The following is a 13,503-nucleotide window of genomic DNA, read 5'->3' on the forward strand; positions in this document are numbered from 1 at the left end:
CACCTCAGTAATCTTTATACGATGTTGAAAGACCCAACCCACCAGCATCGTTACCTGATGCTCCGAATACACCATTACTGGCTGAAGAGGGCTGCGATGTACCGTTCATGGCGTTCCCTGCCCCCCAGCGTGTAGCAGCCCCTAATCCGGCACCAACCAGCCCTGCTGTAGCCTGTTGGCTTGCCTGCGCTGCCTGTGCATCCTGAAGCGCCTTGTTCTGTGCGTTTGCGGCAATATTACTGAAGCCAGACAGCGCATCCGCTTTCTGGCCTGAGCCCATCGATGCCACATCCTGAAGGCCAGCAACATACTTATCCTGTTGACTGGTCTGTGCACGGTTTGTTGTGTCAATTAAGCCAGCCACCTGATTGCCGGTAATATCCTGCATCGCTGACTGAAATTTTCCGCTTGATGGATCAACGCCGGAAGCGGCAAGATTATCCGCTGTTCCCTGTTTGACCTGACCAAATTGCTGTTGATAGCTGACGTTTGTACCTGCTGCCAGATTATCGTATTTATCCGTATTGTTCAGGTCGTCCACTTTGTCCATAAATAGGTTTTCATAGGGGCGTAATTCATTTGAATACAGATCCCAGTTCTCTTTAGCTATCTGCGCATTTTCCTTTTCCGCAGATGTTTCTTTAACCTCGCTACTTCCACCTTTACCCATTTCCTTTTCCTCACATCATCATTCTGAATTTCATAAATCCATCCTCATCGGGCATTCTTTTAAATCCAAGTTTTTCCGCTACGCGAATAAAACCCCTCCGTTGCGTATAAAACTCAAACCAACGCCCACCAACAAGCCGGGTTAGTTTCTGCACTTCAGGAATATACTTAGCCAGTCCGTTTTCACCCGAACTTACTGCCAACCAGACCAGCACATAAGGAATGCCTTCAGCCATCATTGGCTTTAAAACTATCCGAACATCATCCGAACCAAAAATAACAGCGTTGCCATTTTCTACCGCCTCGCTGATTTCCTCTGCTTTGACTGTTTTGCTTTCAGCAAAGAAGTTATTTAACGCATCATTAATATTTTTCATAAGCCAAGCGATTGCCGGTAATACTGGTCATATAACGCAGTCTCAATATATAAAACACCTTTAGCATTAGGCGGGGTAATGATCGGCGTATTAGAGTTGCGGTTAACCTCAAGGTAGACTGATTGCGATATACCGTTAGACTGCCCCACCCATCCCATCAGAAGAATCAATGTGGCGCCGCCGCCTGGTCCTGGCGGTCCGGCATTGGCATTTAGCGTGGCATAGCCAGGCATCACTGCTGCCGACTTTCCGGGATTTGTAGCGTTGGCGGCATACCATTTGATCTGCAAAGGCAGGCAATTCCCGCAATAAATCATTTTCCCGTTACGGTAAAAAAAGATTCCATAATTGGGAGCGAAAGCAACGAAGTCCGAGAACACGTAAAAACGGAAACTTATGGAACTAAACTGCGAGGAACCATAGGTTGACGTTAAATTGATCACCTTAAAACCGTTCGCGCCGTTATTGACCTTATAAATGCAGCAACCCGTTTGTGTAACCGAGCGAACGAATACCAGACACTGCTGAGCGTTAGGTACATTCGTCTGAACGTTAATGTTCACTGCGTTGTTACGGGGAAAACTTTGATCGATAACCTGCACAAGATTCAGTGGCGTATAGTCAGGGCTGGCAAACCAACTCCCGTCGTCCCGCCGTAACTCCATGCCGTAAGCCGAGGCCATCAGGAAGACCACACAATAATGATATAGCCGTTATTTCCCGCATTACCACTCCAGCTAACCGTACGCCCTGAGATGGTTATTGAGGGCAGGTTTCCCCCCTCAAAGAAGGTGAGAGTATAAGGCTGAGCCTGAATTGCTGTACCCGGAGGTATGTCATAGGTTTTACTGCCCGAGGCAACGGTAATAATATCCATCACATAAGAAGGAGCAAACGCGTTAATTACATCAAATGCTGTTCCCTTCAAAAAGACCTGCGCACCATAAGCCGACATTACAGTTTCTTCCCCATCACGGCGCAGGGCGAGGCCGATTCATCATAGACAATGATTCTCGCACCGTCCCATACCAGCCCGAGGTTTGACGTCGAATTACGAATCGTCACGTTTCCGTTGTTATCCACGCGAAACCGGTTGGTTATTTGCAGATTACCGTTTGCATCTACTGAAAATGCCGCACCTATTTTCAGGTTGCCGTTCGGATCGACTGTAAACGGACCATTCCTTAAGTTCGCACTGGTTATCGTTGGGGATGAGATGCTTATTCCGGCTTTGACCTGGTCAGCAATAATGGTTTGCGCATTCAGTATCTTGATTGTCGCTTGCTGTATTGCCGCTTCCGTAATGACGGTTTTGTTTCCTTCGATCGCAAAGGGAGAAAGATAAGCGCCGGTATTCGTCGGATTATTGGGATCGAAAACAAAGAATTGATTTGCTGATATAGCGACCTGGCTGATGGGATTACCGCTGGCATCTTTACCGGCGACGATACCGATGCCGGCGCTGATACCCGACGCGCTGGCTTTGGCATCCCACATTGCCTGGAAGGCCTGCCCGCCCTTCGTATCTATCTGCTGTACTTTCTGATTAGTCTCTACAATAGCTGCGGCGTTATCATCTACCTTGCCGCCAAGCTCACCTATCAGCGGAGAGTCGTTAATTTCATTATTAATCAGGTCAACAATGGCATCCACATCCGGGTTTGTTTTTGCCAGCGTTCCGGCTGCGGCGTTATACGGGCCGGGGACACCAGCCGTGTTGACGAAACGAATCCAGTAATAACCGACAAAACCCGGATCAACCGGGTCGCCGTAAACAGTGGCGGCAGACGTAGCCACCAGAACCGCGTTAGCGAGGTTATCTTCAGGATTGCGGTATATTTCTGTTAATGAGTGGCCCCGGTAGGTTGGCATATCCCATTCGAGCAACACGGCCGCAAACCCACCATTAACCTGAAAATTTTGTGGCTGCGTAGGCATCTGCGGCGGGGCTCCCGGATCATCCATATCATTGCCGCCGCCCGGTATCGGCTGATAAACCCCACCAGCCCCCTGCCGCAAGTCGGCAAGTTTAAGATTTCCGAGGTCACGCAGTGTAATAGCCCGATCAAGCCCGTTGCCGCGCTGGCCGGTAAGGATTTCGATATTTTCAGCAACCGCAGCCTGGTCGCGTCCCGCACGGAACGTTTTTTTATTTTTACTGCTCATGCGGGCATTTCCTCCATTGATGTGCTCAGCGTGACGCGATCCACCTGCGCATAACCCCAAATTTCCACTTGCCAGCGCGATGCGACCAGCGGAGGCAATTTAAGCGTTGAGTCCTGAAGCGAGCCGGGAGGGAGAGATAAAGCAAGTTGTCGATCAGCGTAGAGATTAATGCCAACGCGCTGAATACTGTCGCTCTTAATTCTGAGGCATGAAAACGCCGTAGAGTTGAGCGCAAGGAACTCTTTAGAGCGCCATGTAACCGGTAAAGGATTAGTGCTGTTCTGCGCTGTATAAAGCTTTGTTCCCTTCGCTACGTACAGCGTATCCTCTTCAAGAACATTATGAGCAGCATCGAAAACCGTATTGAAATGACGAATATCCATTGATTCAGGATCAAAAATAAAACCCGCCACTGTGTTATTGGCTGTCGTATATAAGGCGTAATACTCCCCTTCAACCTGCCATGCGCGTATAGACGCCGGATTAAACTGCTTGCGCCATTGCTTAGCTTCAATGATTTTTTCAGTCGCCACAATCGCGTTACCGGACGCATCAACCGAAACCAGCCCATTCGGTGATGCATAGAGCGCGAAGCCATCCATTGAAACCATGCTTTGACGGCTCACACACGCCTGCATAACCGGCAACTTACTGTTGTTGATGCTGGACGGTGACACTCCGGTAAACAGATATGGATAGCCTTTTGTGCCTACCACCAGACCAGTACCTATCGCCGCAATAGCAACAATGTCGTGCTCTGTTGACTGCTTATAGTCGTCAGGCCATGCATAGGGCAAATAAGCTTCTGAAAACATCACCTGGTTACCGGCAAATCCGGCGGCGATCCCGTTTGCCATCAGACACAGGCCGATCATGTTATCTGGCGGCTGAAGATAGTTATACGTTTCCAGCACCGGACCTAAATCTTTATCGGCTACATTGTCCCGGAACGTCCTTACACCTATGTCAGTCTCAGCAACCAACAGGAAATCTGCCGATCCTCCTCCTGTTACCGAGCGGTAAATCCGCCGCCGTGTGATGTTATTGTTCTGGCTACCCGGCGGTTGCAACTGCAAATCGACACTACTACCAGGATAAACAATCGTTACCTCATCCGAAGCCGGGCCGGGTGGTCCCTCCTCTCCATATGCTGTAACGTATGTCTCAACATAAATTCTGGTTTCGTCATCGGTCGGGTCATCGTCGTCGTGATCGTCCGGCGGCGTAATTTGTGCGACGGTGACAGCATTGGCTGGCGCTGGTATCCCGAGTCGGAAACTTGCGGAGGGGTAATTGCCATTACCAGTGGTCGCGATTTGGCTGCTGGTGACTTTCGGATATGCACCATCGGTATAGTAAATGCGGGTGTACTGGTCCTGAGCAACCGGGCTTCGAATGACGTCAACAATGCCTTTCCACGCGAACCAGAAATCATCCCGATAATGGAAAATCGTTTGGGGTTTGAACGTAAACACCTTACCTGTATCCGCATCGGCCATGACGGGCGATACCACTCCAAAACGGAAATGGCAGTTGTTCGCTACGGTCGCATTTTCCTGCGGCAAAAGATGAGCTACCACGCGGGGCATTTCTCCGCGCATGGTCGTTATGTCAATGACAGGCATCAGTTGAATTTTCCGGAAAGGAAGAAAACAAAAAAGCCCCGCTTTTTTAGGGCGAGGCTTCGTATCATTCGGGAATTTAGCTCACCTTCAGGATGAACTCAAGTTGGTTTATTTAACTACAGGCAGGTCTGAATACCGCGTTGTATAAGCAGGAGAAAGCATCTGTCGTTTCATTGCCCATGGTTTATCAATCCCCTGCCCGGCAAACCAAAGTTTGCCTTTACCGCTCTGATTGACACCATCAATCACATGCATCAGAGCCGCACTATTGGGTTGAGGCCTGAATTCATCAAACAGGTTAAGCTGCGCAACGCCCTGGCTGTAAAAATCACCTAACATTACGCCAGCCTTCATATAGCGATGGCCGGCGATCCAGATGCGGTCCAGTGCTTCAATTGCAACGCGAATAATGTCGCGGGTATCGTTCGACGGTGTGAGTAATTTCCCCATTGCCTGATTACCGTAAAAAACCTCGTTAGCCACATGCGGGCTTGTGCGAAGAAATACGGCTATCTGGCGGCAATATTGCCTTTCACCACGCAATTTCTCTGCCGCTCTTTCCGCATAAGCACAAATTGCCTGACGCATCTGTTCGTACTCTGTAATCCGACTGCTAAAGCTACGGCTACACACTATCTGTTGTTTGGTAGGAGAAAACTCTTCAAGCTCTAAACAAGGCTCTCCGCGAAGCTCCCGCACGGTTCGCTCAAGCACGACATTGAAGTGTTTACGCATTACCCATGTTGAGCATTCTGCGAGATGCAGTGCTGTTTCGATGCCCATCAAATTCAGCTTTTTGCTTATGCGGCGACCAACGCCCCAAACATCCTCAACAGGAACCATGGACATCAATTTACGCTGCCGATCAATGTTAGAGAGGTCGAGCACGCCTCCTGTCTTACTCCATTTTTTTGCTGCGTGGTTAGCAAGTTTCGCAAGCGTCTTTGTCTGAGCAATGCCGACGCCAACAGTGAGATGTGTTTCACGCTGCACGCGATCACGAACATCGCGACCAAATCGCTCAAGCGACATACAATTACTGACGCCTGATACATTCATGAATGCTTCGTCAATCGAGTAGATTTCGACAGCCGGTGCCATTTCTTCGAGTGTCGTCATGACGCGATTACTCATGTCAGCGTAGAGCGCATAATTGCTGCTGAACACCTGCACTCTATGCTTTCGGATGAGGTCTTTCATCTGGAAATACGGGACGCCCATTTTTATGTCTAACTTCTTGGCTTCAGCGCTACGAGCGATCACACAGCCATCGTTGTTCGACAAAACGACAACAGGAAGACCACGCAGGTCAGGGCGAAAGACCGTTTCGCACGACGCATAGAACGAGTTGACATCAACAAGCGCGAACATCTCATTTATTCGCTTTAATCGTAAACGTCACAACGCCGAAAATTTCTAAATTATCTTCGCTGCCAATAACAATTGGAGAATAATTCGGGTTCATCGGTATCAACTGGACGGCAGGACGTAACTGCAATTTTTTTACTGTAAACTCCCCCTCAACCGAGGCAACAACAATACTGCCATGTTCGGCTGTTAGTGAGCTGTCAACAACGAGCATATCACCGTCACTTATCCCTGCATCGATCATCGAGTCGCCACTGACGCGCACAAAATAGGTGGCACTAGGCCGCTGAACCAGCAACTCATTGAGATCAAGCCTCTGCTCTACATAATCCTGCGCTGGAGAGGGAAAACCACAAGACACGCGCTCTATGTAAAGTGGTAGCGGAAGTATGGCCCTAATCTCAACCGGTCTAATGAATTGCATATTTGTACGCCTTAAAACAAACTGTATATACATACAGTATCGGCAGCATATCATGCCGATCAAGTCGCTTTTTTGGGATTTTTAGGAAGCGTTTGAGCAGGAAAGGAATTTAATTTTTAATGCACGGCACTTCTTGATTTCGCTACCTGATAAATAACCAGGTTTCCACTCTGCCACTTCGGACATATGATTAGCAAAACTTATATCTGTCTAAAGGAATGACGATGCAGATTATGCGAATGAGCTACGACGACCTGACTAAGGGTGGTGGAGAAGCAAAACTACATGTGTACGGGGTTGGAACCTTTCCCGTTTTTAGCGGAGAAAAGCCGTACACCAACGATCCAAATTGCGCTTACATTAAAAATAGCGCAATTCCCGTTGGCCGTTACTGGATAGTAGACCGCCCCGAGGGCAGCTTCGCAAACCAGGCCCGCGCCGCTGTCTGGGATCGGATTTCAGGCAACAGGCATGATGAATGGTTCGGCTTGTTCAGTGATGCAACGATGAGTGATAGCGTGTTCATAAATGGCGTCTCTCGTGGAAGTTTTAGACTGCACCCGCTACGCCCGAATGGAGCCGGAATAAGCCAGGGATGCATTACATTTTTCAGGCCGACCGACTTCCAGTTTGTTCGCCGTTCGTTGCTTGCGAGAAAGAAAAAAATTATCCAGAGAAGAAACCTACAGCTAGCAGTTTACGGATGGGTTGATGTCATGGGAAATAGTGATTTTGAAAACTGCAAAATACGTTAAAAACATCGCGCTTTTTATCATTTGTTTCATACTGGCCTTCGTCATTTCAATGTACGGAATGCCACTTAATAGCCTGACACAATCCGTTGTTGACTGGTCGTACGCACACTTCAGCCATATTCTGACTGGCGTTTATGAAAGCGAGTCCGACCCTGTCACATTCACTGCCCTTATGGTGATGTTATTGCTCTACGCGCTTATTCTTTTCTTCATCATCAAAAAGGGCCTGAGCTTTTTCCGCAAGTGAAGAAGTGCGTAAACGATGTTGTTCAGCGGCAGGGATATATTTATAAACTGTCTTTACTGCAACCTCCAGAACAAGGGCGACCTGCTGTAGCGTCGCTCCGTTAGCAAACATCCGGCGCGCCTTTTCTACGACTTCAGTCGTCATGATGCGCTGACGCCCGCCAATCCTTCCCTTTTCTCGCGCCGCAGCCAGCCCGGCACGGGTACGCTCGACGATTAGTTCGCGCTCCATCTCGGCCAGCGCCCCCATAATGTGGAAAAAGAAACGCCCCATTGGCGTGGCTGTATCAATGCTATCCGTCAGACTACGGAAATTAACTCCGCGTTCGTGCAACTCGCCAGTTAACGCAACGAGATGGCGCATACTGCGCCCGAGGCGGTCGAGTTTCCAGACAACAAGCGTGTCGCCCTCCTTCAGTGCGCGTAGCATTTTATTTAAGCCAGGGCGGTTAGTGCTCTTGCCACTGATTTTATCTTCATAGATTTGCTCACATCCTGAGCATTCAAGCGCTATCCGCTGCAAATCCGTGTTTTGCTCATTTGTTGATACACGTATATAGCCAATCTGCATGTAAAACCCCGACCGTTAAAGGGTGGGATTCTGTCAGCAACGGGCTGTTCACTTAAAGTAATACTTCGCGTAAACCTCGGTTTGGGCGAAGCGGCTAAAATTGATCTTCCTGTTCCCATTGAGTCGGGAGGTACGGGAGCAATAACGCCGGAGCAAGCAAGAAATAATTTTGAACTCGGTACTGCGGCAACGAGAGATGTCGTTACCTCTGTCCTCGATAACACATCTGGAAGATTGCTTCAGGTTGGTAGTTTTGGAATAGGAGGGTCAGGACAGGTAATAAATACATCGGTTGAAACAGAACAGGCTACTCTTCTACGCAGCGGGGTTAGCCAAATATTCCGAAATAATAACGATACGTCATATACGTTTAGATATTCACCTGTAATTCTAGCTTGCACATTTGATACATGGGTGGCTATGACTGCCGGATACTCAGGGGCAGGAGTACGGATTAGTGCTGGCTCAAACAACGGTTCAACGACAGTTTATTACAATATTTATACTGACAAAAATACAACAAAAGCCAGTGATGGTACGTTGAAAGCAGCATCTCCGGTAGCTCGTATAGTCAGATCCCGAGATGAGAGTAAACGCAATGACATAGATGAAACCGGCTTCATATGGTGTGGTGCCGGAACATGCAATGAAGAAGCGCGCGGCATTAGTATATCGCGTGAGGATATTGGCGTTTATAAAGTCTCCGGAGCATCAGGACTGGCAACAGAAGGCTGGCAGTTGTTGCCCCCGATGGACCCCGCTGGCATGGGCGAACTAGGAGTTGTTGAAGCGGATGAAGGAACTGACGGCAATATTATTGTCCGGCTCTACAAACGCAAATACATCTTAAATGATGACGGCGAAATCGAGAGAACTAAGGGCGACCCGATCGACGTGCCAGAAAACAGTTGGATTGATATTCGTCTGAATATGCCGCCAAAAGATGGAAATTAAAAATCCAGTTTATCACCATCTGGTGGTTGTTTTTCCGGCATCGATAAGCGGAAATCTATCCATCTCCCTTCAGGAATATCCATTGGTTCGCCAGCGACAACCATTGCAGTATTTAGGTCGAAACGCCGCGTGCTCACTTTAATATTGATCGTTCCATCACCCTCAGTTTGCGTTTCTACAAAACAGAGTCGATTCCCGTTTACGTCCTGGGGTACTTCAATTTGCCAGCCTTCAGTTGCAAGCCCCAGCGATCCGGAAATACGATAAATACCGGTATCAATTCTTTCTGCTGTAACGCCTGTTGCCTCTTCGTTTATGACGGCACAACCGGCGCCCGTAAAGCCTTCAAAAAAATCATCGGGCATATCATGCGGATCATTAGAGAGCCGCGCGATTGGGGATGCTTTCTTAACAAAGCCGTTTGAGTCAACTGTTGTATTACCAGTGCTCCATGCAAAACTCCATGGTCCCCAGGTGGAATTATCACCGTTATAGTTTCGCCAGGCCATTTGACGGCCACCATAGGCTGTAGCAATTTGGCATGCATAATTTTGTGTGTTTGCCCAATAATTCAGAACAGGTCCAGCATAACCAGGACTATCTGATGCGCTTGAATAACCGAAAAAATTTATTCCTTTAGGTGCTGATGCATATGAAGAAAAATCCATGTTAGGAGAACCAACACGAATAGATGAATTCAGATTCAACTGGTGAGTCATTACCCTGTCTACATTAAACTGTCTAAGGTCCAGCAGCCCAATTATGTGCTGATTGTTGTTGTTTGAAAAAGTGGAATCTCTCAACCAAAGGTATAGTGATCTGTCTGGCGATAATTCAATGCCAGCAGTGTTACCAACATCATTATCATTAGAGCCAGTGCTTTTTAATGTAAAATTCGGGTATTGAGTCTCTACTCTTGGCGGGTATGTGAACTTTTTTATTCCTCCAATGGCCTGATCCGTATCCAGCGTAACAAAGCTTTCGCCCAAACCGAGGTTTTCGCGAAAGGCATCATCATCCTCAGAAGCCAAAAGCGTGCGGGCGAAATCAGAAAGTACCGCCGCCGCTACTTCATCCTCACCTGTCAGATAGATAAGCTGGTTTGCTGCCGTCTGTAACGCGGCAATAGCACTCAGCAACGCACTTTTATCCTGTTTATCGGACATTGCCGCTTCGGCCCGGTCTGCGGAAGTTGCTGCGTTGGTCTCTGAGGTAGCTGCGTTGCGTTCGCTTGTTAAAGCGTTGCTCTGTGACTCAGCCGCCGCCGTGGCACTATCTTCGGCAGCATTCGCCTTTTGCGTAGCTGTCTGCTCACTTTCTTTTGCCGCCGAGGCACTGCCAGCGGCATCACTGGCGTTCTGTGCGGCGCTGGCTTCACTTGCTGATGCGCCCTGTGCCGCTGCTAAAGCTTCATCATATTGCTGCTGAACCTGCGTCGCTGTGTCATCAACGGAACCCTTAACCGTTTCCGCTGCGTCGCGGGCTGATTCGGCGCGGTCAGCATCACTCTTGACCGATGCCGTAATTTTATCGGCTGTGTCCTGTGCAGCTTTTTGTGAAGCATCCTCAGCTGCATTTTTTGCCGCATTCAATGCTGTAGTGGCACTTTCTGCTGCGTTCGATTCCGACTGTGCTGCTGCGGCTTCGCTGGCAGATGCATCCTGGCGGCTTTTATCTGCGGCGGTCGCGCTTGCTTCAGACGCTGCCGCACTTGTTGCCGATGCATCGCGCGCTCCCTGCGCGGCTGTTACCGCTGCCGAAAGGTCAGTCGCGTATTGCTGTGCAGCGTCACGCGCAGCCTCGGCGTCTTTACCAGCCTGAACAGCCTGGCTGTTAAGTGTTTGCATCGTCGCCAGATCGGTAGCAACGGTCTGCTGTATTTGACGGAAATAGATAATCACGTCGGGCGTAACTTCAGATTCCATTAATTGCTGCTTAAGCAATTCATTCAGTGTCGCCGGTCCGGTTGTATCGCTGATCGTTACTGATCCGTAAAGCAGGTTACCGGCATCGCATGCAATCGTGATCGAGAAGTCGCCCTCTTCCAGTTCAATGGAATAATGACCATCGGAATCCGTCTCGACCGTTGACGAAAACCCACGTAAAACCTGAAGACTATTTGATAATGAGGTCAGCGTGATTTGTGCATCAGGTACAGGTTCGCCTGCCGGATTAACCAGCACGCCGGAAATAATTACGCTCACTGCTGGCCTCCGGTGTATTGAGCTTGTTTAAGCGTCTGAGAAAACTGGTCTGCACTTTGCTTGATACCCAGTTGATCTGCGAAAGCCTGGTAATGCTGCGTGGCAATATTTACATTCGCGCCCCCTTCGTTGTCTTTACTGAATGACCGGTAAAGCATCCAGTCAACGATGGGGTTGATGTAGAGCTCATCAATCGGAATAACGTTGTTGGCGCTGGCGTCTTTTAACGCCTTAATTTTGGCGACAGGAGGAATGCGGGAAATGACAGCTTCAATCTGCATCGCGGTCTCCGGCGCCGGGAATAACCAGAACACGCGAGGTGTTAGCTCGTTGTATACGTAACGCTCGGGTGTGCCGGTCATGGCATGCCAGTCCGGATACTGATAATCAAGTACATCGCGGGGAACCGGTAATAACGCTCTGCCCTCTACCACGCGAATAATCTCGATCACACGCACGGCACCGGCGGGTAACGTTTGTTTTGTTCCGGCCACACAATCAAGCGTTTCGACGGTGGCGCCGGCATCCGGACGTGAAAGAATAACAGCGCGTATCGCATCGTTGTAATAATCGCACAATTCGGAAATCGGCCAGCGTAGCCAGGCAGAATCCTTTAGCTGCGTGTTAACGCGGCCAATCACTTCAGCAATAGTTGTCATGTGTTTTTAACAGAAGGAATGTCGGCGAACGGGATTGTTAAAGCCGGTGTGGGACGGATGGGACTCCAGTGCTTTGCGGTACGCATCGCGGAAGCCATCAGTAAAACGTAGTCGGTAGTATTCTGAGCGTTGCGGATCTGTCCAGGGCTTACCCGGCATCATGTACAGTTCCTGTAATGCACCGAATGCAACGGCCTCAGCATAATCATCTGCAAGCGCGTCAGGCACAACAGCGGCACTGATGCGCGGCTCAACAGCGATCACTGCATTCACAGCAAGCAATTTCCGCCGGAAACAAAGCGTGTTGCTGTTCATGAGATAATAATCATGGTAAGGAAGAGGTTCGTCAGCAAAAGTAATATTGAGCAGCCTGACGCATTTTACCGGTTGATCCGGCGTAGTGAGTTCAACAGTTTGCCCCTTTTCGACATTGCCGATTTCGACATACTCGCGGCAGTAAAGAGACTCCCGGCAAAACTGCACTGACGCATTGATTACAGCGTTCCGCATCATCATATCGAGTGGCCCGTTAATTCTGGACCGGATAAACGGAAGAAATACATCAGGCTGCGCCATCTTACTCCCCTTCCTTTTGGGGTACGGTTTTGATCGCATCACGAACGCGGGCTCGGAAATTATCTACCTTTTCCTGTGCATCCTTTGTGATGCCAAGGTCAAGCGATTCCGCCAGCGTTGCAAGTTGCGCTGCCGTGTATTTGGAAATATCCGTTTCCTGATCGCCAACCATAACGACAAAGCTGTTCTCTTCGGCCTTTTTGCGTTCCAGTTCTGCCTGCTCTTGCTGAAGGCGTACCGCATTCGCTTCAGCACTTTCCTGCTCTCCCAGAATCGAGGCCACTTTATCGGCAGTTACGAAAACAGTGGGGAAATTAAGTAGCTGATAGGCAATGTCCGGTGATACCGGTACCGGCGTATTACGAGGAAAGGTCAGGCGACTGCCGGTAATGGTGTCACGCTTGAGTGGTTTCGGGCCAATGTAGGCAATATCGATTTTTTCTGACATGGAGTTACCTCAAGGCAGGCCCACCTGAGCGGGCCCGAGATTGAAAGGGATTAATAACCAACAGCCACATAGCGGATAAGCACAACAAGTTTCCCTGCCGCAGCACCACCACTAATTGTTGCAGTCAGCAATTCACCGTCGCTCTGCGTCATGTACGGCTGGACAGGTACCACCGTTGCAACCGCAGAGGAAAAGTCATCGGCAGGGACAAGAACGGTATCACCACTCTTGATTTCGACCTTTACCTCTTCACCCAGCGCGTCACTTACCACCTGAACGCTGTTAATACGCATACCAATCGGGAAATCCAGCAACTGGACAATATCGCCTGGCGCAGCCGCACTTAGCGTAATGCTCCCTTCCGCGACAGACTCATTGCCCTGTGGCCCCTGATACACTCGCTCGCTTAGCGATGGCGCAATAATTACGGACATAATTTTCTCCTGAAAAACAAAAAGCAG

Annotated in this window: 16 protein-coding genes; 2 read left to right on the forward strand and 14 right to left on the reverse strand. The window is 49.2% G+C overall.

The genetic code is table 11. The annotated features are described in order from the left end of the window. Positions 1 to 4: 4 nt before the first annotated feature. From PMPD1_RS12460 to PMPD1_RS12495, 8 genes are all read right to left on the reverse strand, one after another. Positions 5 to 670 carry a hypothetical protein gene (locus PMPD1_RS12460; protein ID WP_173634344.1) on the reverse strand — a complete coding sequence of 222 codons (666 nt, stop codon included), beginning with the start codon at positions 668 to 670 and terminating at the stop codon, positions 5 to 7. 10 nt (positions 671 to 680) lie between these two features. Further along, on the reverse strand, positions 681 to 1,046 hold the full coding sequence (locus PMPD1_RS12465; RefSeq protein ID WP_173634345.1) for a hypothetical protein: 366 nt from the start codon (positions 1,044 to 1,046) through the stop codon (positions 681 to 683). After that, positions 1,043 to 1,729 (reverse strand): hypothetical protein, encoded by a 687-nt coding sequence (locus PMPD1_RS12470; RefSeq protein WP_173634346.1) that lies wholly within the window; start codon positions 1,727 to 1,729, stop codon positions 1,043 to 1,045. The genes PMPD1_RS12465 and PMPD1_RS12470 overlap by 4 nt, the downstream gene beginning before the upstream one ends. Next, on the reverse strand, positions 1,729 to 2,001 hold the full coding sequence (locus PMPD1_RS12475) for a hypothetical protein (RefSeq protein WP_173634347.1): 273 nt from the start codon (positions 1,999 to 2,001) through the stop codon (positions 1,729 to 1,731). Before PMPD1_RS12475 ends, PMPD1_RS12470 begins: the two co-directional genes overlap by 1 nt. Continuing rightward, positions 2,001 to 3,212 carry a phage tail tip fiber protein gene (locus PMPD1_RS12480; protein WP_173634348.1) on the reverse strand — a complete coding sequence of 404 codons (1,212 nt, stop codon included), beginning with the start codon at positions 3,210 to 3,212 and terminating at the stop codon, positions 2,001 to 2,003. Before PMPD1_RS12480 ends, PMPD1_RS12475 begins: the two co-directional genes overlap by 1 nt. Further along, positions 3,209 to 4,837, reverse strand: coding sequence for a hypothetical protein (locus tag PMPD1_RS12485; protein WP_173634349.1), 1,629 nt, complete (start codon positions 4,835 to 4,837; stop codon positions 3,209 to 3,211). Before PMPD1_RS12485 ends, PMPD1_RS12480 begins: the two co-directional genes overlap by 4 nt. Before the next feature lie 108 nt (positions 4,838 to 4,945). After that, on the reverse strand, positions 4,946 to 6,208 hold the full coding sequence (umuC, locus tag PMPD1_RS12490; protein ID WP_173634350.1) for a translesion error-prone DNA polymerase V subunit UmuC: 1,263 nt from the start codon (positions 6,206 to 6,208) through the stop codon (positions 4,946 to 4,948). A 1-nt stretch (position 6,209) separates the two neighbouring features. After that, positions 6,210 to 6,629, reverse strand: a complete 420-nt coding sequence (locus PMPD1_RS12495; RefSeq protein ID WP_173634351.1) for a translesion error-prone DNA polymerase V autoproteolytic subunit — start codon at positions 6,627 to 6,629, stop codon at positions 6,210 to 6,212. A 224-nt stretch (positions 6,630 to 6,853) separates the two neighbouring features. Here PMPD1_RS12495 and PMPD1_RS12500 point away from each other — a divergent pair, with 224 nt between their 5' ends. Beyond that, positions 6,854 to 7,384, forward strand: a complete 531-nt coding sequence (locus PMPD1_RS12500; protein ID WP_173634352.1) for a DUF2778 domain-containing protein — start codon at positions 6,854 to 6,856, stop codon at positions 7,382 to 7,384. 181 nt (positions 7,385 to 7,565) lie between these two features. Here PMPD1_RS12500 and PMPD1_RS12505 read toward each other — a convergent pair whose 3' ends face one another. Next, on the reverse strand, positions 7,566 to 8,201 hold the full coding sequence (locus tag PMPD1_RS12505; RefSeq protein WP_173634353.1) for a recombinase family protein: 636 nt from the start codon (positions 8,199 to 8,201) through the stop codon (positions 7,566 to 7,568). An 81-nt stretch (positions 8,202 to 8,282) separates the two neighbouring features. Between PMPD1_RS12505 and PMPD1_RS22730 the strand changes: the two genes are divergently transcribed. After that, positions 8,283 to 9,155, forward strand: a complete 873-nt coding sequence (locus PMPD1_RS22730) for a phage tail fiber protein (protein ID WP_354292602.1) — start codon at positions 8,283 to 8,285, stop codon at positions 9,153 to 9,155. Here PMPD1_RS22730 and PMPD1_RS12515 read toward each other — a convergent pair. Genes PMPD1_RS12515 through PMPD1_RS12535 form a run of 5 tightly spaced genes read right to left on the reverse strand, consistent with a single transcriptional unit; the run spans position 9,152 to position 13,476 of the window. Further along, positions 9,152 to 11,359, reverse strand: a complete 2,208-nt coding sequence (locus PMPD1_RS12515; RefSeq protein WP_173634354.1) for a phage tail fiber protein — start codon at positions 11,357 to 11,359, stop codon at positions 9,152 to 9,154. The two genes, PMPD1_RS22730 and PMPD1_RS12515, sit on opposite strands and share 4 nt — an antisense overlap. Further along, the gene (locus tag PMPD1_RS12520) at positions 11,356 to 12,018 is read right to left on the reverse strand and encodes a phage adaptor protein (RefSeq protein WP_173634355.1); all 663 of its coding nucleotides are present in this window, start codon (positions 12,016 to 12,018) and stop codon (positions 11,356 to 11,358) included. The genes PMPD1_RS12515 and PMPD1_RS12520 overlap by 4 nt, the downstream gene beginning before the upstream one ends. Positions 12,019 to 12,024: 6 nt before the next feature. Beyond that, a complete protein-coding gene (locus PMPD1_RS12525; RefSeq protein WP_173634356.1) occupies positions 12,025 to 12,594 on the reverse strand; it encodes a hypothetical protein in 570 nt (189 codons plus the stop codon). A gap of 1 nt (position 12,595) precedes the next feature. Then, complete coding sequence (locus PMPD1_RS12530) at positions 12,596 to 13,042, reverse strand: hypothetical protein (RefSeq protein ID WP_173634357.1); 447 nt, start codon at positions 13,040 to 13,042, stop codon at positions 12,596 to 12,598. A gap of 50 nt (positions 13,043 to 13,092) precedes the next feature. Beyond that, a complete protein-coding gene (locus tag PMPD1_RS12535) occupies positions 13,093 to 13,476 on the reverse strand; it encodes a hypothetical protein (RefSeq protein WP_173634358.1) in 384 nt (127 codons plus the stop codon). Positions 13,477 to 13,503: the final 27 nt, after the last annotated feature.

Source organism: Paramixta manurensis (assembly GCF_013285385.1).
GTDB classification, from domain to species: domain Bacteria; phylum Pseudomonadota; class Gammaproteobacteria; order Enterobacterales; family Enterobacteriaceae; genus Paramixta; species Paramixta manurensis.